Origin of the sequence: Enterobacter chinensis (assembly GCF_034008295.1) — a bacterium.
GTDB classification, from domain to species: domain Bacteria; phylum Pseudomonadota; class Gammaproteobacteria; order Enterobacterales; family Enterobacteriaceae; genus Enterobacter; species Enterobacter chinensis.
In genome coordinates, this window is the sequence record NZ_JARDVI010000001.1 from 533,594 (window position 1) to 556,225 (window position 22,632).

Sequence of the window (22,632 nt, forward strand, 5' to 3'; positions counted from 1 at the left end):
TCGTTACTCTGCTGGGGTGTGATGGAAAAAATAAGGTCGTTATGCAAAATCCTTCCGCCCCTGTGGTTGAAACGCGCTGCGGCGCACTGGCTGGTTTCACTGATGATGATGTGCATGCATGGTACGGGATCCCTTACGCCGCGCCTCCCGTAGGTCACTGGCGCTGGCGCTCTCCACGGCCGCCTGAACGCTGGGAGGGCCTGCGCGAGGCCACGGCGTTTTCGCCCTCCAGCTGGCAAAGCAGCGAGTATTGTCAGGAGCTGGGCGGCGGCGATCCGGGCCAGTTTTCTGAAGATTGTCTCTATCTTAACGTCTGGTCTCCCACAGAGCGCGCGGAGCCGCTTCCGGTTATGGTCTGGTTGCACGGGGGCGGGTTTACAATTGGTGCTGGTGGCCTGCCGCCGTATAACGGCAAAGCGCTGGCCACGCGCGGCGTGGTTGTTGTGACGCTCAATTACCGTCTCGGCCATCTCGGCTTTTTTGCCCATCCTGCACTGGAAGGGGAAGAAGATCGCGTGGTGCATAATTTTGCTCTGCTGGATCAGATCGCCGCCCTTGAATGGGTGCGTGAGAATATCGCCGCGTTTGGTGGCGATCCGAATTGTGTGACCCTGTTTGGTGAATCCGCCGGCGCGCGCAGCGTGCTCTCGCTGCTGGCCTCTCCGCTGGCAGAAGGCTTATTCCATAAGGCGATTGTGCAAAGCGGCTATACCTTGCCGGACACGCCGCGTAAGCAGGCGCTGCAGAAAGGAGAAGCCCTGGCCGCCCATTTTGGCCTGGAGAAAGCAACGGCCGAGGAGCTGCGCGCCATTCCGCCCGACGCGTTTTGGCCGTTGACCGCGCCGCTGAACGTTGCCCCGGCGCCCATCGTCGGGGATTGCGTTCTGCCGGAAGCCATGCTGGACGTCTTTTTCGCCGCTCGTCAGCACCCCGTGCCGGTAATGATTGGTTCCAACAGCGATGAAGCCAGCGTGATGGCGGTGTTTGGCATCGATCTCGCCGGGCAAATTCAGAAGCTTCGCCGGGAGCGCCGCTTCGGGCTGGGGCTGATTAAGTTGCTCTATCCGGGCGTAAAAGGTGATGAAGAGCTCGGCAGACAGGTGTGCCGCGACATGGCGTTTACGACGATGGGCTATGTGGTGATGCAGGCCCAGCAGCGCGTCGGTGGATTGTGCTGGCGCTACTGGTTTGACTACGTCGCGGAAGCGGAACACGCCACCTATGTCAACGGTGCCTGGCACGGCAACGAGGTTCCCTACGTCTTCGACACGCTTGGCCAGGTAGAACCCTCACGTCAGTATGTCAATGCGCGGGATCTGGCATTTGCTGCCCAGGTAGCCGACTACTGGGTGAGCTTTGCGCGTGACGCCGGTCGTCGCGACAGCCTGTCAGGGCCAACGCACTGGCCCGCGTGTCGCAAAGGACGGGACGTTCTGCTACGCATAGGCGTGAATAAACATGCAGGTTTCAGGCTTGAAAACCGCTTTATGCGCGCCCGCATGAGCCTCTTCAAGCGGGTGATGAAGCATCACGTCAGTCTCGATTAAGCAAACAGGCGCGAAACGCCGCCAGTCCATTTTCCTCACCAGGCGTTTCGCGCAGCACCAGCCGGTAGCTCGCACCGGTTTTTATGCTTGCCTCATAGGGCCGCATCAGCCTTCCGGCATGGACATCTTCTGCCACCAGCGTTTCGTCGGCAATGGCGACGCCCAGCCCCTGAATGGCGGCCGTAATCGCCAGATCCATCGTGTCGAAGTGTTGATTTTTGTGCATGACAAAGCCGGGGCCTTCCTGTTTCGTCAGCCACAAAGACCAGTCTGTCTTATCTCTTGTCGGGTGAAGAAACGTTAACGAACCCAGCGCTGCACCTGCCCGCACCGGGCTTATTACCGGGGTGAGCGCCTCTTCGAACAGCAGATCGCCCGCGCTCATGTGCGTGCCGAACACGATGGCCGCGTCGTAGGATTCGGTTTTGAAATTGACGTTATGATCGGTGGTGGTGGTCAGCGCAATCTGCAGTTCCGGCTGCTCGCGCTCCACCTCCAGCAGGCGTGGCACCAGCCAGCGCATCGCACAGGTGGGGGCTTTGAGCCGGATCACGGTTTGCTGGCTGCGGGCCCGATCGGCCACGGCCAGCAAGTGTTCGAAAGCAGACTGCAGTTCCGGCAGCAGGGCGCTGCCCTGCGAAGAGAGGCGCAGGCCGCGCGCGTGGCGTTCAAAAAGTGGAAAGCCAAACCACGCCTCAAGGGAGGCTATTTTGCGGCTTACGGCCCCCTGCGTCAGACAAAGCTCGGCGGCGGCATGGGTAAGATTCAGATGACGCGCGGTGACTAAAAATGCGTCGATGGCATTGAGCGGGAGCGAACGGCGCGACATGAAAATACCTCAGCTATGCATTTTTCTCATGGCTATTATGACAACAATTCGATTGTCCCGACAGCACAGATGTTGTTTGAATAGTTATGCAAAGACCATGAGAAGGGTAACAGGATGACTTTACGAACGCCGGTGCAAACGCGCTCCAAACTGCCAGATGTGGGAACCACCATTTTTACCGTTATCGGCCAGCTCTCGGCGCAGCATAACGCCATTAACCTTTCTCAGGGCGCACCGAATTTTTCCTGCGACCCGAAGCTTGTCGCGAGCGTCACCCGCGCAATGGAGGCGGGGCATAACCAGTACGCGGCGATGACCGGTCTGCAGCCGCTCAAAGAACGTATTGCCGATAAAATTGCCACGCTCTACGGCACGCAGTACGACCCTGCCAGCGAGGTGCTGGTCACCGCCAGCGCCAGCGAGGGGCTCTATTCGGCGATTAGCGGGCTGGTGCATCCGGGCGATGAGGTGATCTACTTTGAGCCGTCATTTGACAGCTACGCGCCGATTGTCCGTCTGCAGGGGGCAACCCCGATCGCCATCAAGCTCACGGTGCCGGATTTTGCCGTCAACTGGGACGAGGTTCGCGCCGCGATCACCCCGCGCACGCGCATGATCATCATCAATACGCCGCACAACCCGAGCGGTCAGGTCTTCTCAGCCAATGACCTGCAGCAGCTGGTGGCGCTGACGCGCAATACCGACATCATTATTTTGTCTGACGAAGTGTACGAACACGTCGTGTTTGATGGTGAGCCGCACCACGGGATGGCCACGCACCCGCAGCTGGCGGAGCGCAGCGTGATTATCTCATCTTTCGGAAAAACCTATCACGTCACCGGGTGGCGCGTGGGTTACTGTGTGGCCCCGGCGGTGTTGATGGACGAGATTTGTAAAGTCCATCAATTTTTAATGTTTTCTGCCGATACGCCAATGCAGCACGCGTTTGCTGAGCATATGGTCGACCCGCAAACCTGGCTGTCGCTGTCGGCGTTTTACCAGCGCAAGCGCGATCTGCTGCACAGTCTGCTGGCCGATTCACCGTTTACGCTGTTGCCGAGCGCCGGTTCGTTCTTCATGCTGGCGGACTACAGCCAGTTCAGCGACGAGCGCGACAGCGAGCTGGTGAAAAGGCTGATCGTCGAGTACGGCGTTGCCACCATCCCGCTGTCGGCGTTTTATGCGGACGGTACGGATAATAAATTGATTCGTCTCTCTTTTGCGAAAGATGAGGCGACGTTACGGGCAGGTGCCCAGGCCCTGTGTCGGGTTAAACCACGCTGAGGAGTATTAGATGAAATTACGCGCGTTAGTAGTCGGCATGGGATTGCTGTGTACATTTTCCTCCTTCGCGGCCACCGAGCTGCGTTACGGTCTGGAAGCGGAATATCCGCCGTTTGAGAGCCGCAATGCGGCGGGCGAACTGGAAGGGTTTGACGTTGAGCTGGGGAATGCCATTTGCAAAGCGGCTGCGCTGAAATGCAGCTGGGTGGAAACCTCATTTGATGCGCTGATCCCGGGCCTGGTGGCGAAGAAATTTGACGCCATCAACTCGGCGATGAACATCACCGAGCAGCGCCGCAAGAGCATTGATTTTACCCAGCCGATTTACCGTATTCCGTCGCAGCTCGTCGGCAAGGCTGGCACGGCGGTCGAGGCCACGCCAGAAGGGCTGAAGGGTAAAACCATCGGCGTGTTGCAGGGGTCGATTCAGGAAACCTATGCCAAAGAGCACTGGGAAAAGCAGGGTGTCACCGTGGTGTCTTATAAAGATCAGAATATGGCCTGGGGCGATCTGCTGAATGGCCGTATCGACGCCTCGTTGGTCATGTCCGCGGCCGGGCAGGCAGGTTTTCTCAGCAAGCCGCAGGGTAAAGGGTTTGGCTTCATCGGCAAACCGGTGTCTGACGACACTATCCTCGGCAGTGGGATCGGTTTTGGGCTGCGTAAAGGGGACGAGGCCACCAAAAAGCAGCTTGATGCCGCAATTGATAAAGTACGTGCCGACGGCACGATCGCTAAACTCGCTGATAAGTACTTCCCGGGTATCGATGTCAGCGTAAAATAACCGCCTCATTGGCCCCGGCGAACGATGTCGCGCCGGGGCATTTTTATACACATTTTCCAGGCTTTCTTTACACCACTTTCGGGCCGTTCTGGTCGACAGAAAATATTTCTCACTTTGTTCAGATAATCACCGGCCAACAATTGGATTCTTAACCGTTTTTGTTTAGGCTGTGCGTTCTTTCTTGCCGTCATTTCGCCGAGCGCGAAATACATTCACACGACCATAAGGACGTTTTTCCAGGCATGAATCGCAGACGTTTTCTAAAAGGCTCGCTGGCAGTGGCAGCCCTGAGCGGCACATCCGGCCTTGCTTCCCTGTTTTCCAAAGCGGCATACGCTGCTGACGCTGGCATTGCTGACGGTCAGAGCCGTCGCTTTGACTTCTCCGTACTGCAATCCATGGCGCATGACCTGGCGAAAACCCCATGGGGTGGCGCGCCGCGCCCGCTGCCGGACACGCTGGCAACCATGACGCCGCAGGCGTACAACGCCATCCGGTACGATGAAAAACAGTCTCTGTGGAACAACGTTGAAGGGCGTCAGCTGGACGTGCAATTCTTCCATATGGGAATGGGGTTCCGCCGCCGCGTGCGGATGTTCTCGCTGGACCAGTCCACCTCGATGGCGCGCGAGATCCACTTCCGCCCGGAGTTATTCAGCTACGGTGAAACGGGCGTGGATACCAAACAGCTGGAAGGGCAAAGCGATCTCGGTTTTGCAGGCTTCCGCGCCTTTAAGGCGCCTGAGCTGGCGCGTCGCGATATCGTCTCTTTCCTGGGGGCGAGCTATTTCCGCGCGGTGGATGACACCTACCAGTACGGTCTTTCCGCGCGTGGTCTGGCGGTCGACACCTTCACCGACACTCCGGAAGAGTTCCCGGACTTTACCTCCTTCTGGTTTGAAACCGTCAAGCCGGGTGACACGACCTTTACCGTCTATACGCTGCTCGACAGCCCAAGCATCACCGGGGCTTATAAATTCGTGATCCACTGCGAGAAGAGCCAGGTGATCATGGAAGTCGAAAACCACCTCTATGCGCGTAAAGACATTAAACAGCTCGGCATTGCGCCGATGACCAGCATGTTCAGCTGCGGCAATAACGAACGCCGCATGTGTGACACCATTCACCCACAAATTCATGATTCCGATCGTCTGGCGATGTGGCGCGGCAACGGGGAGTGGATCTGTCGTCCGCTGAACAACCCGCAAAAGCTGCAATTTAATGCCTATATGGATAAAAACCCGAAAGGGTTCGGTCTGCTACAGCTCGATCGCGATTTCTCGCACTATCAGGACGTGATGGGCTGGTATAACAAACGCCCGAGCCTGTGGGTTGAACCGCGTAACGACTGGGGTAAAGGCTCGGTTGGCCTGATGGAGATCCCGACCACCGGTGAAACGCTGGATAACGTGGTGTGCTTCTGGCAGCCGGAAAAAGCCGTCAAAGCGGGCGACGAGCTGGACTTTAAATATCGCCTGTACTGGAGCGCTATGCCGCCGGTGCGTTCTCCGCTGGCCAACGTCTTTGCCACCCGCACCGGCATGGGCGGGTTCCCGGAAGGCTGGGCGCCGGGCGAAAATTACCCGAAAGTGTGGGCCCGTCGCTTTGCTATCGACTTCGTCGGTGGCGACCTGAAGGCCGCAGCGCCAAAAGGTATCGAGCCGGTGATTACGCTCTCCAGCGGTGAAGCGAAGCAGGTTGAGATCCTCTACGTTGAGCCGTTTGATGGATACCGTATTCTGTTTGACTGGTACCCAACGTCGGATTCGACGGAGCCGGTGGATATGCGCCTGTTCCTGCGCTGCCAGGGCGATGCCATCAGTGAAACCTGGCTGTACCAGTATTTCCCGCCAGCGCCGGATAAACGTCAGTATGTTGACGACCGGGTAATGCGCTAGTCCTTGTGGAATTGTGCCGGGTGGCGCTAACGCTTACCCGGCCTACTCTGGACGCATTTGTTGGCCGGGTAAGCGTTAGCGCCACCCGGCAATGGAGAGGCACCATGTCTTCAGAAATCATCCCCGTTTCGCAACACATCGAACTTCGCGCCGCCGAAGAGCGCTATACCGCCGATCTGCACAACCTCGTCGTCAAAAACAAACCCTGGCTGCAAACCGCCTTTGACTGGGCGCAGCACGCGGGCAGCGAAGAGGATACCCGCCGTAACGTGCAGAGTAACCAGATGCTGCACCAGCGCGGCTACGCCAAAATGTTTCTGATCTTCAAGGATGATGCGCTGGTCGGCGTGCTGTCGTTCAACACGATTGAACCGACCAACAAAGCCGGGTACATCGGCTACTGGCTGGATGAAGACCATCAGGGGCAGGGCATTCTCTCCCGGTCACTGCAGGCGTTTATGCGCTACTACGCTGAACGCGGTGAGATCCGTCGTTTTGTGATTAAGTGCCGGGTCGCGAATCAGAACAGCAACAACGTTGCTCTGCGCAATGGTTTTACGCTGGAAGGGTGCCTGCGGGAAGCGGAATACCTGAATGGCCGCTTTGATGATGTGAATATCTACGGAAAAATTTATACCTTATAACGCCCCCAGCAGCGGCGTGCGGGTGATGCGCTGGTCGCCGTTAATCACTTTTTCGCCGCGCAGGTGAATGCTCTCGCCGGCAAACGCTTCAATGACCGCATCATCGGTGATTTCAACCCGGTGCTCGATGAGCACATCCCCGCTGATCCGCGCGCGTCCCTGAATCACCACCTTATCGTCCAGCATGATCGGCCCGCCGCGCAGCCATGCCTGACCGCCAATCAGGACGTGGTGCTTGATGACGCAGTTGCCTTCCACCACGGCATTCTCTGCAATCTGCGAGCTGTAACGCACCGTCGGGATGGCATCGTCGTCAAAACCGGCTATTACGCGGGCGTTACCATAGACTTTTGCGCAGTCGCACACCCAGACGTTATTCAGATCGTTCCCCTCAAGGATGGCGTTGTCGAAAATTTCAGCGCGATGCTCAACAAAGGCAAAATTAACCATCGCCTCGCCGTAGATTTGCGCCTGATGCACAATACGCGACTGGCTCACCGTCGCCTTATCGTAGATTTGCAGGATCTGTTCATGGTCCGGCGTCAGCCCTTTGGCCGCGATCACCACGCTGTGGTGCAGCACGCGAGCCTCACCGTAAATATGACACTCGCCGCGCACGCAGGATTGCTGAATGGTGACATTGTCACTAATTCGTGCGCCATGGCTGACCTCCGCGCCGTCCAGCCAGCAGCTGCCGCCGATATGCGCATCATGGCTAATGATGCAAGGCAGGGTAAGACGTGCGTTGCCGGACACGGTTGCGCCGGCGAACACCACGCTGTTTTCGTCGTAGATCCAACAATTGCCGTCGTGCGAGAGGGCGCGCTCGTCGTCAACCCAGCCGCCTTTCGTACCGGCCACTACGTCGTTAAAATCGGCCGTGGCGATAATCTGCCGCAGCGTGGCGGAGTGGGATGTCTCGCCGTTTTTCCACTGCCAGAGGCGTGTCTCGTCGCTAAGGCGATATTTGTTCATCGTAATATCTCTGATAAGCGTCTTAACTAAACGTAGCAAATTTTTCGGTTTTCGAACGGTTGGCAACCAGACGGTAAACGACTTAAAATGGCATTCAAAATGCACTTTCAGCTTATACAGGCTCAGGAAAAATAATGACCGTCGATGAGAATTACTTTACAGAGAAATATGGCTTAACCCGTACGCACTCAGAGGTGCTGTTCAGTGCGGAAAAGGTTAAACCGGGCAAAACGCTGGACCTGGGCTGCGGCAATGGCCGCAATAGCCTGTATCTTGCGGCCAACGGTTACGACGTGACCGCGTGGGACAAGAACCCGATGAGCATCGACAATATCGAGCGCATCAAAGCGGCAGAAGGCATTGAGAATCTCCAGACGGCAATCAAAGATCTCAACAACCTTAGCTTTGACGGAGAGTACGATTTTATTCTCTCCACCGTGGTGCTGATGTTCCTGGAAGCCAACACCATCCCGGGCCTTATCGCCAATATGCAGCGCTGCACCAGACCGGGCGGCTACAACCTGATTGTTGCCGCCATGGACACGGCAGATTTTCCCTGCACCGTCGGCTTCCCGTTTGCATTTAAAACCGGTGAACTGAGCAACTACTACGAAGGCTGGGAGTTGCTCAAATACAACGAAGATGTTGGCGAACTGCACCGCACCGACGAAAACGGGAACCGCATCAAGCTGCGTTTTGCCACTATGCTGGCGCGCAAGCCTGCTTAACGGGCGGCCAGCAAACAGAGCTGCAGAGCAGTCTTGTAAGACGCCTCGAACGACGACAGTGGCAGGAATTCAAACTTCGAGTGGAAGTTATGCGCGCCGGTGAAGAAGTTCGGCGTGAGCAGCCCTTTTGCCGAGAGCGCCGCGCCGTCAGTACCGCCGCGCATAGGCGTCGGTTTCGGCGTGATGCCGAGCGATTCCATCGCCTCAAACATCAGGTCGATAGCGCGCCTGTCTTCGCCAATCGCATTGCTGATATTGCTGTAGGTATCTTCAATGCGATAGTCCACTTTGGCCGTCGGATGTTGGGCGGCAATCAGCGCGGCAACGTCGGCAATTTGCTGCTTGCGGGCGGCGAAGTTCTCCTTGTCAAAGTCCCGGATATTGGCCTTAAGAACGGCCTCATTCTGCCCGGCCTGAATGCCGTTAAACCAGATATAGCCTTCACGCCCCTCGGTACACTCCGGCGTCTGCTGGCGGTCGAAGTGGCTGATAAAGTCGGTTGCCATTAATAACGGGTTCACCAGCACGCCTTTGGCGGACATCGGGTGCGCCGTCACGCCGGTAAAGCGGATCTCAGCGGCTGCCGCATTAAAGTTCTCGTAGACAATTTCACCCAGCTCGCAGCAGTCGATGGTCCAGGCGAAGTCGACGTCGAAGCGTTTAAGATCCAGCGCCTTGGCGCCGTTCAGGCCAATCTCTTCGTCAGGCACAAACGCCACGACGATATCGCCATGCCGATGCTCCGCCGTCAGGTTTTCCAGCACCGTCATCACCACCGTGACCGCCGATTTATTATCGGCACCTAATACGCTGGTCCCGTCGCTGAAAATAATCTCCTCGTTCGGGTAAGCCAGAATTTCGGGATGCTCTTTCACCCGCAGCCAGATCTCTTTTTCTTTATTCAGACAGAGATCTTCACCGGTGAACGTTAATATCTGTGGATGAATATCCGGTGATAATCCCACGTCGACGGTATCAATATGGGTAATAAAGCCGATGCGCGGCGCGCCGGGCACGTTGCCTTTTTTGACCGCTGTCACCGTGGCGAATTCATCAATCACAATGTCGTCTAAACCCAGCTGTGCCAGCTCCTGCGCCAGCTCTCGCGCCATGTCGTGCTGGCCCGGCGTTGAGGGCAGGGTTTTTACTTTGGGATCGCTCTGGCTGGCGATCGCGAGGTAGCGGAAAAAACGGTGCGTTAATTGTCTGGAAAGCGGCGAGCCCATAGTGATTTGTTCCTTATTTATTTTTCGGGTGTTTGCCACATCACTTTAATGTTATTTATGAAATGGCAAAAGAATTAATTAGCCGTCGAATTAAAAAGACAGGAATAAATGATGACAAGCAAACTCGCAACTTTATCGCTGGCGCTTGCTGCACTTACGGTCAGTTCCGCTGTCGCCGCAAAAACGCTGGTGTATTGCTCCGAAGGATCGCCGGAAAACTTTAACCCTCAGTTATACACCTCGGGAACCAGCGTGGACGCCAGCGCCGTGCCGGTCTATAACCGGCTGGTTGATTTCAAACCCGGCACCACGGAGCTGGTGCCAAGCCTGGCAGAGCGCTGGGAGGTGAGCGACGACGGTAAGGTTTACACCTTCCATCTGCGTAAAGGCGTTAAGTTACAGAGCAATAAATCCTTCACGCCGACCCGCGACTTTAACGCCGATGACGTCATCTTCTCGTTTATGCGGCAGAAAGACGTCAACCATCCCTACCATAACGTCTCGAACGGCAGCTACTCCAACTTCGAAAGCCTGGAGTTTGGCAGTCTGATCACCGCTATTGATAAAGTCGATGACCACACCGTGCGCTTTACCCTGGCGCACCCGGAGGCGCCGTTCGTCGCCGATCTGGCCTGGTATTTTGCCTCGATCCTTTCAGCGGAGTATGCCGACGCGATGCTAAAGGCGGGTACGCCCGAGAAGGTGGATATGGCGCCGATCGGCACCGGGCCGTTTAAGCTGGCGCAGTATCAGAAAGATTCCCGGATCCTGTTCACGGCGTTTGCCGACTACTGGCAGGGAAAATCGAAGCTGGATCGGCTGGTGTTTTCCATCACACCGGATGCCTCCGTGCGTTTTGCCAAAATTGAGAAGAACGAATGTCAGGTCATGCCGTTCCCGAACCCGGCCGACCTGCCGCGCATGAAGGCCAATAAAGACATCAATCTGATGAGCAAACCCGGGCTGAATACCGGTTTTCTGGCTTTCAATACCCAAAAGCCGCCGCTGGATAACGTGAAAGTCCGTCAGGCGCTGGCGATGGCCATCAATAAACCGGCCATTATTGACGCGGTGTTCCACGGTACCGGCACTGCGGCGAAGAACCTGCTGCCACCGGGCGTCTGGAGCGCTGACAGCGAGCTTAAGGACTACGAGTACGATCCAGAAAAAGCCAAAGCGCTGCTGAAAGAGGCCGGGTTTGCCAACGGCATGAGCATCGATTTATGGGCGATGCCCGTCCAGCGGCCCTATAACCCGAATGCCAAACGCATGGCGGAGATGATTCAGGCGGACTGGGCGAAAGTCGGCGTACAGGCCAAAATCGTTACCTACGAATGGGGCGAATACCTGAAACGCGTGAAGGGCGGGGAGCATCAGGCCGCGCTGATGGGCTGGACGACAGCTACGGGCGATCCCGATAACTTCTTTGGTCCGCTGTTTACCTGCACCTCGGCAAACGGCGGGTCGAATTCGGCGAAATGGTGCTATAAGCCGTTTGATAATATTATCGCCGAGGCGAAATCGATAACCGATCATGATAAACGTGTGGCGCTGTATAAACAGGCTCAGCAGATTATGCATGACCAGATGCCCGCGGTGATGATTGCGCATTCAACCATTTTCGAACCGGTGCGCAAGGAAGTGAAGGGATATGAAATAGACCCGTTTGGTAAACATCTCTTCTGGCAACTGGACATAAATCAGTAATTTTTCACTGCCCGGCACGCGTCCGGGCAGTCTTTTCGCAATTTGTGCTCCCGGCATCATTTTTTGTCACAACAAACCCGCCAGTCTTTTGCTATAACTTCAAATGCATACTTGCAAATAACATGGAAAACTATCATGCGTACTCAAACTTTTTTTAAAGTTGCAGTGCTTACTGGTCTGTTGGCGTTGGCGGGCTGTTCTTCAAAAGTCGCCGCTCCAGAACAATATTCTGGCTTTTTAAAAGACTATTCAGGTTTACAGCAGACGACGTCTGCGACGGGCAAACCAACGCTGCGTTGGGTTGACCCGTCCTATAACGAAGCTAATTACGACAGTATTCTCTGGACGCCGATTACTTATTATCCAACGCCTAAACCAACGACACAAATTGGTCAAAAAACGCTTGATGAGTTGTTGAATTACACCAATAACAAAATGAAAACCGCTATTGGTACCCGTAAGCCAGTTGTGACCACGCCGGGTAAACACAGCCTGATCTTCCGCGGCGCAATTACCGGGGTGAGTTCGCAGAAAGAGGGACTGCAGTTCTATGAAGTGGTGCCTGTTGCGCTGGTGGTTGCCGGTACGCAGATGGCAACCGGACATCGCACCATGGATACCCACCTTTACTTTGAAGGTGAGCTGATCGATGCGGCTACCAACAAACCGGTAATAAAGGTAGTGCGTAAAGGCGAAGGTAAAGAGCTGAATAACGCAAATACACCGATGACCTTTGCGACGCTGAAGCAGGTTGTTGATGACATGGCGACCGACGCCACCATGTTTGATGTGAAAAAGACCGCGAAATAACCTAAAACGGCCTGCGCAATGCAGGCCTTTTTATTTACGCCGTGCGCAAGCGCCTGAACCAGGTTTCTGGTTTGGTAAACATCACCATATTTCCCCCCAAAATCAGCAATAATCCAACGAGTCCGTTGATATGCCAGACGTAGCCTTCATACACCGTGGAGATGGACAGCGCCACCAGCGGGAAGAGCAGCGTACTGTAGGCTGCTTTGCCCGGGCCAATGCGGCCCACCAGCGTGAAGTAGGCGCCAAAGGCAATCACCGAACCAAACAGTGCCAGATAGAGCAACGCGCCAATGTAGCTGGTGGTCCACTCCGGCGTGAAGCTGTCGCCTCGGAAGAGCGCAATGCAGCCCATCACCAGCGTGCCATAGAGCATCGCCCAGGCGTTGGTGGTCATGGTTTCAAGGCCTTTGCGCTGATGGCGCATGCTGATCATATTGCCCAGCGAGAAGCCATAGGTACCGAGTGCTGAAAGACCGATACCCGTCAGGAGCGACGCGCTCCAGCCGCTGGCCAGCAAATCGTCCCAGAAGAGGGTGACGATCCCGATCAGGCCCAGAGCCGCAGCCGTCCAGAAACGCGCGGGCGGGCGCTGTCCGAAGAAAAGAAAGCTGTTAATGGCGTTATAGAGCACGGCCATGGAGAAGATCACCGATTCCAGCCCGGTGTTGATGTGCGAGGCCGCGGTGTAGAAACACCAGAAGTTAAAGCAGAAGACGCAGCATCCCTGGAGCATGCAAAAAAGATGATCCCGCAGCGCCAGCTTGCGCAAGCGGCGCAGGGCGAGTAATACCACCATCATCGTGAGGCTGGCGACGGCGAAGCGCCAGAAAATAGAGACGGGCGCCGCCACGGGACCCTGCTGCAGGAAAATGGCAATCCAGGTCGTTCCCCAGATAATGACCACCAGTCCGTATAGTAATGCGTTCATATTTTTCTCTTCTCAAACCGCTGAAGCCCGCAGTATGGCGCTGCATTCCATAAAGGGCTTTCACCGGCTTGCGGCAGACTTGCAAAATCTTGCGCTTTTTTCTTTCCCGGGGACTGGCAACCGGAGACAACTCTTCTTAGACTGAGATTCCTGTCCATCACGCGCTAACGGTTATGTCTCACGCTTACGATACCTTTGAAACGCTTTGCCAACAGAATGCAATCCTGCGGGAAACCGTCTCGCTGAATTCGGGCATTCAGCTGGCAGCGTGGTACAACAAGCACGATACGATAACGGTAAAAAGTAACCATCATACCCTGAGCCTTTACGTGGAGGATGGCTACGAAAGCTATCAAAAAACGCCGGGCGGCTGGAAGAACGGCGGGGGGCCGGACCGTTTCTGTTTAATGCCCAAAGAGAGCGAATCGACGTGGGATATCCGGGACGACCTGTCGTTTGTGCATCTCTACTGCACTGATGAGCACCTGCGCGACGTGGGGGAAAAAATCTGGGACAAGCGGCCGCTTTCGCTGACATTGGACGAGCGCATTTTCGGCAGCGATCCGAAGATCACCGCCCTGTATCGCCAGTTTTTGCTTGGCTGTGACTGGCAGCAGCACGCCAACCAGCTTACCCTGAGCACGGCCTCTACGCTGCTCTTGACCCATCTGCTGCAAAACTACTCAAACGTACAGTGGAAGCTGCCGGTCGTCACCGGAGGGCTATCGCCGTTTGTTCTGCGCAACGTGCTGGCCTTTATCGAAGAGAACCTGGGGCAGCCCCTGACGCTGGTTGAACTGGCGGCACAGGCCGCTCTCAGCGAATACCATTTTGCCCGCATGTTCCGCCAGTCGACGGGGCTGGCGCCGCATCAGTACGTGATGCAGAGAAGAATGGAAAAAGCGAAAGCCCTGGTGCAGCATACCTCAACGCCGCTGACGGATATCGCACTTGCCTGCGGGTTTAACTCCGCCAGCCACTTCAGCAACCGCTTTCGCAGCGTGACGGGCATGACGCCGTCGCAGCTACGCGCGGCGAGCGCGTGAAAACAGGGCATAGCACACGCCCCCCAGCACCAGCCCCCAGAATGCCGAGCCAATGCCCAGGATCGTAACGCCGCTTGCGGTCATCAGAAACGTGACGATGGCCGCGTCGCGCTCCGCTTCGTGATTCAGCGCCTGATATAAACTCCCACTGATGGTGCCCAGCAGCGCCAGACCGGCCAGCGTCTGGATCCAGCTGAGCGGCAGGGCGGCCATCAGCCCGGTAATGGAGCCGCCGAAAATCCCCGCAAGCAGGTAAAACACCCCGGCTGCGATGGCCGCCAGCCACCGTTTCCCGGCATCCGGGTGTGCGTCCGGGCTTTGACAAATGGCGGCGGTAATCGCCGCAATGCAGATGGAAAAGACGCCAAAGGGTGAAAACAGCAGCGCCAGCCCACCGGTAACGATAATGAGCGGTGAGACTGCCAGCGGGTAACCGGAGGCTTTCATCGTGGCGAACCCCGGCGCGTTTTGCGAGGCCATGGTCACCAGGAAGAAGGGCACGCCAATGCTCACCAGGCTGGTGAAGGTGAAGGCGGGCGCAATAAATTCAGGCATTACCAGAGAGAGGGTAATCTTATCAGTGACAACGTCACCTCCCGCCCATGCCACAATACCACCCACCAGGAGCGTGACCACGATGGCATAGCGCGGGGCCAGCGCTTTTGCTATCAGCCACGCCGCAATCATGCTGCCGCACAGCAGAAAGTGTCCCTCAAGATGCGCAAATGCATGCAGGCCAAACTGCAGCAGCACGCCAGCCAGCATGGCGGCGGCCAGCGAATGGGGGATCAGCTTCATCAGCCGGGCGAATAAACCGGTGATGCCGCAGAGTAAAATGAGCGCGTTGGCAAAGATGAATACGCCGATCGTTTCAGCCAGCGTCACGCCGTGCAGGCTGGTGGCGAGCAGCGCCGCGCCCGGCGTCGACCAGGCGGTCAGCACCGGCGCTTTGTACCACCAGGAAAGCGCCAGCGTGCTGACGCCCATGCCAATCCCCAGCGCGGTCATCCAGCCCGCTATCTGCTGCGCGCTGGCGCCTGCCGCAGCGGCGGCCTGCCAGATGATGGCGGCCGAGCTGGCGTAACCGACCAGCACGGCGACAAATCCAGCCAGTGCGACTGGAACAAGGTGAGAGGAAGGGCGCATGGAAACTCCGTTGTGCGTTATAACGTCCGGCATAAGGTAACACTGTGCGCTATAGCGTACAAGTGGTATGCTGATCGCCATCAGGAGGGAACATGGACATCACACTACATCTTGCAACAACGCTGAAAACGCTGCGCCAGGCGCGCGGCTGGAGTTTGTCGAAGCTGGCAGACGAGACCGGCGTGTCAAAAGCCATGCTCGGGCAAATCGAGCGCAATGAATCCAGCCCGACGGTGTCGACGCTGTGGAAAATTGCCACAGGGCTGAACGTCCCGTTTTCCGCATTCATCACGCCGGAGGCGGACCGCCAGGCGGTATTTGACCCGCAGCAGCAGGCGATGGTGGTGAAACCGCTCTTTCCGTGGGACGAGACGCTCAGATTTGATTATTTCTCTATCACGCTGGCACCCGGTGCCCTGAGCGAGTCCACGCCGCACGAGGCGGGAGTGATTGAACACGTGGTGGTCATCAGCGGCGAGCTGGAGATGAAAATTGACGGCAAATGGCAGTCAATTTCTGCCGATTCGGGCGTTCGTTTTGCCGGCGATAAACCGCATGCCTACCGCAACAGCAGCGACCGGACGGTACATTTTCACTCCCTGATTCATTATCCCCGCTGAGGCTACGCAAAACTGTTTCGCTAACGCATACTTCTGACTACAATAGCCGCCATTTTGACCATAACGGATAACGACGAAGTATGCGCCTGCAATCCCATCATCTTGAACTTTTAAGCCCGGCCCGTGACGCCGCCATTGCCCGTGAAGCGATCCTTCATGGTGCAGACGCCGTCTACATTGGCGGTCCTGGCTTCGGTGCCCGCCATAACGCCAGCAACAGCCTGAGCGATATTGCTGAACTGGTGCCGTTCGCCCACCGTTTTGGGGCGAAAGTGTTCGTGACCCTCAACACTATTTTGCATGATGATGAGCTGGAGCCTGCGCAACGTCTGATTACCGATCTCTACCAGACCGGCGTCGATGCCCTGATTGTTCAGGATATGGGCGTGCTTGAACTCGATATTCCCCCCATTGAACTGCATGCCAGCACCCAGTGCGATATCCGCACGGTAGAGAAGGCGAAGTTTCTTTCCGACGTCGGCTTTTCGCAGATCGTCCTGGCGCGCGAGCTTGACCTGAATCAGATCCGCGATATTCACCAGGCGACAGACGCAACGATTGAGTTCTTCATCCACGGCGCGCTGTGCGTCGCCTATTCCGGTCAGTGCAACATCTCCCACGCGCAGACGGGCCGCAGCGCCAACCGCGGCGACTGTTCTCAGGCCTGCCGTCTGCCGTATACCCTGAAAGACGATCAGGGCCGCGTCGTGGCGTTTGAAAAACACCTGCTCTCCATGAAGGATAACGATCAGACCGCGAACCTGGGCGCATTGATTGACGCAGGCGTGCGTTCCTTCAAGATTGAAGGGCGTTACAAAGATATGAGCTACGTGAAGAACATCACCGCGCACTATCGCCAGATGCTGGACGCCATTATTGAAGATCGCGGTGACCTGGCACGCGCGTCGGCTGGTCGTACCGAGCATTTCTTCATTCCATCGACAGACAAAACGTTCCACCGCGGCAGCACGGACTATTTTGTGAATGCCCGTAAAGGGGATATCGGCGCGTTTGACTCACCGAAGTTTATCGGTTTACCGGTCGGTGAAGTGCTGAAAGTAGCGAAAGATCACCTTGATGTCGAAGTGACGGAACCGCTGGCGAACGGCGATGGCCTGAACGTGATGATCAAGCGTGAAGTTGTCGGCTTCCGTGCCAATACGGTCGAAAAGACCGGTGAAAATCGCTACCGCGTATGGCCGAATGAAATGCCGGCCGACCTCTATAAAGCGCGACCGAATGCGGCGCTTAACCGCAACCTCGATCATAACTGGCAGCAGGCGTTGCTGAAAACCTCCAGCGAACGCCGCATCGCGGTGGACATTGAGCTGGGCGGCTGGGAAGAGCAGCTTATTCTGACCATGACCTGTGAAGACGGTATCAGCGTGACGCATACCCTTGACGGCCTGTTCGAGGTGGCAAATAACGCGGAAAAAGCGCTTAACAGCCTGAAGGATGGCGTGGCGAAGCTGGGGCAGACGATTTACTATGCGCGCGCTATCGACGTTAATCTGCCGGACGCGTTGTTCGTGCCGAACAGCCTGCTTAACGCGTTCCGCCGCGAAACGGCAGAAATGCTGGATGCTGCACGTCTGGCGCAGTACCCGCGCGGCAGCCGTAAAGCCGAAGCCGTCCCGGCACCCGTTTACCCGGATACGCATTTATCCTTCCTGGCCAACGTCTACAACCATAAAGCCCGTGAATTCTATCATCGCCACGGCGTGCAGCTGATCGACGCGGCCTATGAAGCGCACGAAGAGAAGGGCGACGTGCCGGTGATGATCACCAAGCACTGCCTCCGCTTCGCGTTTAACCTGTGTCCGAAGCAGGCGAAAGGGAATATCAAAAGCTGGAAAGCCACCCCCATGCAGCTGGTGAATGGTGATGAAGTCCTGACCCTCAAATTTGACTGCCGTCCCTGTGAAATGCATGTGATTGGCAAGATGAAAAACCACATCTTCAAAATGCCGCAGCCCGGCAGTATTGTGGCGTCCGTCAGTCCGGACGATCTGATGAAAACCCTGCCAAAGCGCAAGGACAGCTAATTACCGAACGTGCGTGTCCGGTTTGCGCGATTTCTGCCACAGGTGGTGTTCGCGCAAACCCTCCGCCGACTCTTCCGCAGCGCTTCGCAACTCATCGCTGTCGGCTTCATGACGAAGCTGATGCTCCACATATTTTACCCATATATATTCATGCCCGTTGTGTCCAGCCATTATCTTGCCTGAAAACAGCGCGCAGATAAGCATGACGAGAGATAACCCTTTTTTTATCATGGATTCACCGCTGAATGATATTGCGGGATAATCATGTCGCTTATTTTTTAGGGTTATTATTCAAAAGTTCAAATTAGTGCAAAGAGAATGTCAAAGAGTGTGGATGTTAAAAAAGCAACCTAGGATTTTTCCTAAAAATGTATGTCTCTTTGTAAACTCCCATTTATGGTACACAAATGGACAGTTCCATTAAGGATAAATCCTATATAATAGCTATCTCTGGCTAAGGAACAGGTCTACATAAATGAAAAAAATAATGGCGCTTGCGCTTCTGGTGGTTGCAGTAGGAGCCGCTGCGGGGGCTCATTATGCCGGTAATGACGCACCTGAATATATTCAGTCCGCAGAAACTCGCGTGGGTTCATATTTAACCAGCGATTATGGGCACGTTGCCTGTAATAGCACCAAAGTTAACGATCAGCGTTGGGAATTAGACTGCACCAATCAGACGAGAGGAAAAACATTCCAGTTTGCCGTGTATCCGTCTGAAAAAGCACCCTATGGTGTCTCGCGTTCATTTTATCTTGAAGCCATCAATGATGACGCAAAACAGAGTGCTGAACAGGGCCTGATGCGTTATTTGCAAATCAATACCCAGGCAGGTTAATAGCGCTGTTGAGGGTTCGTTAAGATAAAAGGTGGTAGGTTGTAAGGGATCCGCTGCCCGGCCATGGAGTGTCGGGACGTAGAGACCAAAATACAAATCTATCCATGCAAGCATTTACCGCCAGATAATGGCGGTTTTTTTTTGCCCACAGCGGCGCTGGCACGGTTTTATGACGTTACCCGATAGTGCGACTGCACCAGGCCCGAAGGGAAGCTGCGGCTTGATACCAGCGTTAAATCGATATCCTGGTGAAGGGTTCCAAACAGCGCTTTACCCGACCCGAGCAGGACAGGAACGGTAGTGATAACCATATCGGCAACCAGCCCTTCGCGCAGGAACGACTGTATCACCCGGCCGCCATCAAGATAGACGCGATGGACGTTTTGCGCGGCCAAGTCGTCGAGAACCTCCTTTGGGGTGCGTCCTGAAAACTGTACTTTGCCCTTCAGCGCCTCCGGCACGGGAGTATCGGCCAGCTGCCGGGAGAGCACCAGTACGGGCCGGTCATAAGGCCATGTATCAAAGGTCAACACCTTTTCATAGCTCCCCCGGCCCATGACGATCCACTCTTTGTCTGCGATGAACGCCGTATAGCCATGATCTTCTGTCGGGTCATCGCGCTGCAAAAGCCAGTCGATATCGTCATTCTCCCGGGCGATGTAGCCATCAAGACTGACCGCGATAAAAACGTGTGTGGTAACCATCAGGTGCTCCGTATTCCTGCGTCATCAACGTGTCGATATCCAGACGGCCCCCTCAGCGGGCAGCGTCGGGACGTGAAAATTGTTTGCGATACTGGGCCGGGGAAAGCGCGAACTGCTGGCGAAAATGATGACGCAGTGCCGAGGCCTGACCAAACCCGGTCTGTTCAGCGATGCTGTCGATGCTTAAACGGCTGCTTTCCAGGTAATCTTTGGCCCGCAGCAGGCGTTCATTGATTAACCAGCGCGCAGGCGTCGTTCCGGTTGCCGCCTCGAAGCGACGAAGAAAGGTGCGCTGGCTCATGCCAACCCGACGCGCGAGCGAGTCGACGCGGTGCGGCTCGGCAAGATGCGTGTGCAAAAAATCAAACAGCTGGCCCAGACGCTGGCTTTCGCGCAGCTGCGCCACCGGGCGGCTCAGCTGCTGCGCCTGCGAGCCGTCCCTGTGAGGGGGAATGACCAGCCTACGCGCCACGCTGTTAGCGGTTTCCATTCCATAATCCCGGCGTACTACGTGAAGACAGAGATCGATCCCCGCCGCGCTGCCTGCGGAGGTCAGTATATTCCCCTCGTCCTGGTAGAGCACATCCTCGACCACGTCGACGTCGGGGTAGCGGGCTTTAAGCGCGTCAACGTAGCGCCAGTGCGTCGTGGCTTTGCGTCCGTCCAGTAGCCCCGACGCGGCCAGGACAAACACGCCCGAACAGATGGACAGCAGCTGACAGCCCCGCGCGCTGGCCTGACGTAAGGCGCTGCAGAGCGCGTCCGGAACCGGAGAATCCAGACCCCGCCAGCCCGGCACGACGATCAGGTCGGCAGACTCAAGCAGGGAAATATCACCGTCGGTAATGATGCGGATCCCGCCCGTCGCCCGAAGCTCACCGCTATCCACGCCCGCCACCGCAAAACGATACCACTCGTCCCCCAGCTCGGGACGCGGCAAGCCGAAGATCTCCACCGCCACGCCAAACTCAAAGGTACACAGACCGTCATACGCCAGCACGACCACCTTCGGGCGGGGAGTTTGTCTTAAGTTTGTCATCTTTTTGCTGTTTTCTGGCATAAGCGAGCGCATTCACGGGCTGAATTTGTGGATAGAGTAGTGTTAACACAAACGCTAAAGATGAGGAAGTTTCATGAGCTATGTTACTGAATTTCCGGCTGCAGAGCCGCAGGAAGCCGTCACCCATTTTCTGCGTCGTCTGAGCGTCGAGACCGACTGCGCAGATGTGCATCACGCCATTGTCAACCATGAGCAGGACTTCGTGCTGCTGCACGTGGTGGGAAGCCCGGAGCAGTTTGCCCGCCGGCACGTGCCCGGCGCCTTGCACCTGCCACGGAGCCAGATTACCGCAGAACGTATGGCCCAATGGCCTGAGGGCACGCTGTTCGTCGTCTACTGCGCAGGGCCACACTGTAACGGCGCGGACAGAGCCGCGCTAAAGCTGGCGCGTCTTGGGCTGCCGGTCAAAATCATGCTCGGGGGGATCACCGGCTGGGAAGATGAAAAGTTCGCCTTTGCCAGCAGCGAAGCCGCCGCCGCACTGTGAACATGAATTTTTTTCAACACCCGTGAAATTTTCTCGTTTGCCGGAACAGGACAGGTATGACATCTTTTTTGGACATCTAGACATCCAGAAGTCTAAAGATTCAAATAATGAATTATCACTGCTGGCAATTATCGTCGGCAGACTGAGGAGATTTCCATGCAACGACACCATGCCCCATACCGCGCCGATGTAGTTGGCAGTTTTTTACGCCCGGATGCCATCAAACAGGCTCGCCTGAAATTTGCCAGCGGCGAAATCGACGCCGGACAGCTTCGTGCGGTTGAGGATGACGCTATCCGCCATGTTGTTGAGCAACAGTGCGCGTGCGGGCTGAATGTGGTCACCGACGGCGAGTTCCGCCGAGCCTGGTGGCACTTCGACTTCTTCGACGGTCTGCAGGGCGTGGAGCGTTACGATTCACAGCAGGGCATTCAGTTCAACGGGGTGCAAACCAAAGCCCACGGCGTGCGCGTTACCGGCAAGCTAGGCTTTGGCGAGCATCCGATGCTCGAAGATTTTCGTTATCTGAAAAGCATCAGCGGTAATGCTCAGCCGAAGATGACGATCCCCAGCCCGAGCGTGCTGCATTTCCGCGGCGGTCGCAAAGACATTGATGCGAACGTGTATCCGGACCTGAACGTTTATTTTGACGATCTGGCGACCACCTGGCGCGACGCCATCCGGGCCTTCTACGACGCGGGCTGCCGTTACCTGCAGCTGGATGACACCGTCTGGGCCTATCTCTGTTCGGACGATCAGCGCCGTCAGATCCGCGAGCGCGGTGACGATGCCGATGAGCTGGCGCGCATTTATGCCCGCGTGCTGAACAAGGCCCTGGAGGGCAAGCCGGACGATCTGACCATCGGGCTGCACGTCTGCCGCGGTAACTTCCGTTCAACCTGGATCTCCGAAGGCGGCTATGAGCCGGTGGCGGAAGTGCTGTTTGGCACGGTCAACGTTGACGCGTTCTTCCTTGAATATGATAACGACCGCAGCGGAGATTTCGCGCCGCTACGCTTTGTTCGCCCAGGCAAGCAGCAGGTGGTGTTGGGTCTTATCACCACTAAAAATGGTGAGCTGGAGAACCCGGAAGGGATTAAAGCCCGTCTGGAAGAGGCGGCGAAATACGTGGCGAAAGATCAAATTTGCCTCAGCCCACAGTGCGGCTTTGCCTCTACCGAAGAGGGGAACAGCCTGAGCGAAACCCAGCAGTGGGACAAAGTCCGGCTGGTAACGCGGATCGCCAGCGAAGTCTGGTAATCACGTTTTTCCCCAGCGCTGCATTATAAAAGTGCAGCGCTGGGCTATTCTGAGACATTCTCT

The 22,632-nt window shown here is 56.3% G+C and carries 22 protein-coding genes; 14 read left to right on the plus strand and 8 right to left on the minus strand.

Going from position 1 to position 22,632, the window contains the following annotated elements; all coding sequences use genetic code 11:
* The first annotated feature begins 41 nt into the window (after positions 1 to 41).
* The gene (locus tag PYW49_RS02665) at positions 42 to 1,547 is read left to right on the plus strand and encodes a carboxylesterase/lipase family protein (RefSeq protein ID WP_320385567.1); all 1,506 of its coding nucleotides are present in this window, start codon (positions 42 to 44) and stop codon (positions 1,545 to 1,547) included.
* Here PYW49_RS02665 and PYW49_RS02670 read toward each other — a convergent pair.
* Complete coding sequence (locus tag PYW49_RS02670) at positions 1,534 to 2,376, minus strand: LysR family transcriptional regulator (protein WP_320385568.1); 843 nt, start codon at positions 2,374 to 2,376, stop codon at positions 1,534 to 1,536. The genes PYW49_RS02665 and PYW49_RS02670 overlap by 14 nt on opposite strands.
* Before the next feature lie 114 nt (positions 2,377 to 2,490).
* Between PYW49_RS02670 and PYW49_RS02675 the strand changes: the two genes are divergently transcribed.
* From PYW49_RS02675 to rimL, 4 genes are all read left to right on the plus strand, one after another.
* The gene (locus PYW49_RS02675) at positions 2,491 to 3,660 is read left to right on the plus strand and encodes a pyridoxal phosphate-dependent aminotransferase (protein WP_320385569.1); all 1,170 of its coding nucleotides are present in this window, start codon (positions 2,491 to 2,493) and stop codon (positions 3,658 to 3,660) included.
* 10 nt (positions 3,661 to 3,670) lie between these two features.
* Positions 3,671 to 4,444: a transporter substrate-binding domain-containing protein gene (locus PYW49_RS02680; protein WP_025756391.1), complete on the plus strand. Its 774-nt coding sequence runs from the start codon at positions 3,671 to 3,673 to the stop codon at positions 4,442 to 4,444.
* A gap of 242 nt (positions 4,445 to 4,686) precedes the next feature.
* Positions 4,687 to 6,342 carry a glucan biosynthesis protein D gene (locus tag PYW49_RS02685; protein WP_320385570.1) on the plus strand — a complete coding sequence of 552 codons (1,656 nt, stop codon included), beginning with the start codon at positions 4,687 to 4,689 and terminating at the stop codon, positions 6,340 to 6,342.
* A 104-nt stretch (positions 6,343 to 6,446) separates the two neighbouring features.
* A complete protein-coding gene (gene rimL / locus PYW49_RS02690; protein WP_320385571.1) occupies positions 6,447 to 6,986 on the plus strand; it encodes a 50S ribosomal protein L7/L12-serine acetyltransferase in 540 nt (179 codons plus the stop codon).
* Here rimL and ydcK read toward each other — a convergent pair.
* Complete coding sequence (ydcK, locus tag PYW49_RS02695) at positions 6,981 to 7,961, minus strand: YdcK family protein (RefSeq protein WP_320385572.1); 981 nt, start codon at positions 7,959 to 7,961, stop codon at positions 6,981 to 6,983. The two genes, rimL and ydcK, sit on opposite strands and share 6 nt — an antisense overlap.
* A gap of 134 nt (positions 7,962 to 8,095) precedes the next feature.
* Here ydcK and tehB point away from each other — a divergent pair, with 134 nt between their 5' ends.
* Positions 8,096 to 8,689: a tellurite resistance methyltransferase TehB gene (tehB, locus tag PYW49_RS02700; RefSeq protein WP_134350254.1), complete on the plus strand. Its 594-nt coding sequence runs from the start codon at positions 8,096 to 8,098 to the stop codon at positions 8,687 to 8,689.
* Here the strand turns inward: tehB and pepT are convergent.
* On the minus strand, positions 8,686 to 9,915 hold the full coding sequence (gene pepT, locus PYW49_RS02705; RefSeq protein ID WP_320385573.1) for a peptidase T: 1,230 nt from the start codon (positions 9,913 to 9,915) through the stop codon (positions 8,686 to 8,688). The two genes, tehB and pepT, sit on opposite strands and share 4 nt — an antisense overlap.
* Positions 9,916 to 10,026: 111 nt before the next feature.
* On the opposite strand from pepT, the gene PYW49_RS02710 reads away from it, so the two are divergent.
* Both PYW49_RS02710 and PYW49_RS02715 read left to right on the plus strand, forming a co-directional pair.
* Positions 10,027 to 11,622 carry an ABC transporter substrate-binding protein gene (locus tag PYW49_RS02710; protein ID WP_320385839.1) on the plus strand — a complete coding sequence of 532 codons (1,596 nt, stop codon included), beginning with the start codon at positions 10,027 to 10,029 and terminating at the stop codon, positions 11,620 to 11,622.
* 135 nt (positions 11,623 to 11,757) lie between these two features.
* A complete protein-coding gene (locus tag PYW49_RS02715; protein WP_320385574.1) occupies positions 11,758 to 12,432 on the plus strand; it encodes a DUF3313 domain-containing protein in 675 nt (224 codons plus the stop codon).
* Positions 12,433 to 12,466: 34 nt separating this feature from the next.
* On the opposite strand, the gene PYW49_RS02720 is transcribed toward PYW49_RS02715, so the two are convergent.
* Positions 12,467 to 13,363, minus strand: a complete 897-nt coding sequence (locus PYW49_RS02720; RefSeq protein WP_320385575.1) for a DMT family transporter — start codon at positions 13,361 to 13,363, stop codon at positions 12,467 to 12,469.
* Positions 13,364 to 13,536: 173 nt separating this feature from the next.
* Here PYW49_RS02720 and PYW49_RS02725 point away from each other — a divergent pair, with 173 nt between their 5' ends.
* Positions 13,537 to 14,409 (plus strand): helix-turn-helix domain-containing protein, encoded by an 873-nt coding sequence (locus tag PYW49_RS02725; protein WP_134350258.1) that lies wholly within the window; start codon positions 13,537 to 13,539, stop codon positions 14,407 to 14,409.
* Here PYW49_RS02725 and PYW49_RS02730 read toward each other — a convergent pair.
* Positions 14,389 to 15,555: a benzoate/H(+) symporter BenE family transporter gene (locus tag PYW49_RS02730; RefSeq protein ID WP_320385576.1), complete on the minus strand. Its 1,167-nt coding sequence runs from the start codon at positions 15,553 to 15,555 to the stop codon at positions 14,389 to 14,391. The two genes, PYW49_RS02725 and PYW49_RS02730, sit on opposite strands and share 21 nt — an antisense overlap.
* A gap of 92 nt (positions 15,556 to 15,647) precedes the next feature.
* Between PYW49_RS02730 and PYW49_RS02735 the strand changes: the two genes are divergently transcribed.
* Together PYW49_RS02735 and PYW49_RS02740 are read left to right on the plus strand one after the other, a co-directional pair.
* Positions 15,648 to 16,175, plus strand: a complete 528-nt coding sequence (locus tag PYW49_RS02735; RefSeq protein ID WP_320385577.1) for a helix-turn-helix domain-containing protein — start codon at positions 15,648 to 15,650, stop codon at positions 16,173 to 16,175.
* Between the two features lie 80 nt (positions 16,176 to 16,255).
* Positions 16,256 to 18,220 (plus strand): peptidase U32 family protein, encoded by a 1,965-nt coding sequence (locus tag PYW49_RS02740; protein ID WP_320385578.1) that lies wholly within the window; start codon positions 16,256 to 16,258, stop codon positions 18,218 to 18,220.
* Here PYW49_RS02740 and PYW49_RS02745 read toward each other — a convergent pair whose 3' ends face one another.
* Entirely contained in the window at positions 18,221 to 18,451 is a 231-nt protein-coding gene (locus PYW49_RS02745) for a DUF2554 family protein (RefSeq protein WP_134350262.1), read from the minus strand. It abuts the gene before it with no gap.
* Between the two features lie 244 nt (positions 18,452 to 18,695).
* On the opposite strand from PYW49_RS02745, the gene PYW49_RS02750 reads away from it, so the two are divergent.
* On the plus strand, positions 18,696 to 19,058 hold the full coding sequence (locus PYW49_RS02750) for a hypothetical protein (RefSeq protein ID WP_320385579.1): 363 nt from the start codon (positions 18,696 to 18,698) through the stop codon (positions 19,056 to 19,058).
* Between the two features lie 167 nt (positions 19,059 to 19,225).
* Here PYW49_RS02750 and PYW49_RS02755 read toward each other — a convergent pair whose 3' ends face one another.
* Both PYW49_RS02755 and ftrA read right to left on the minus strand, forming a co-directional pair.
* The gene (locus tag PYW49_RS02755) at positions 19,226 to 19,762 is read right to left on the minus strand and encodes a dihydrofolate reductase family protein (protein ID WP_134350264.1); all 537 of its coding nucleotides are present in this window, start codon (positions 19,760 to 19,762) and stop codon (positions 19,226 to 19,228) included.
* Between the two features lie 52 nt (positions 19,763 to 19,814).
* Positions 19,815 to 20,822 carry a transcriptional regulator FtrA gene (gene ftrA, locus PYW49_RS02760; RefSeq protein ID WP_320385580.1) on the minus strand — a complete coding sequence of 336 codons (1,008 nt, stop codon included), beginning with the start codon at positions 20,820 to 20,822 and terminating at the stop codon, positions 19,815 to 19,817.
* Between the two features lie 73 nt (positions 20,823 to 20,895).
* On the opposite strand from ftrA, the gene PYW49_RS02765 reads away from it, so the two are divergent.
* Positions 20,896 to 21,309, plus strand: a complete 414-nt coding sequence (locus PYW49_RS02765) for a rhodanese-like domain-containing protein (RefSeq protein ID WP_134350266.1) — start codon at positions 20,896 to 20,898, stop codon at positions 21,307 to 21,309.
* Between the two features lie 156 nt (positions 21,310 to 21,465).
* Positions 21,466 to 22,569 (plus strand): cobalamin-independent methionine synthase II family protein, encoded by a 1,104-nt coding sequence (locus tag PYW49_RS02770; protein ID WP_320385581.1) that lies wholly within the window; start codon positions 21,466 to 21,468, stop codon positions 22,567 to 22,569.
* Positions 22,570 to 22,632: the final 63 nt, after the last annotated feature.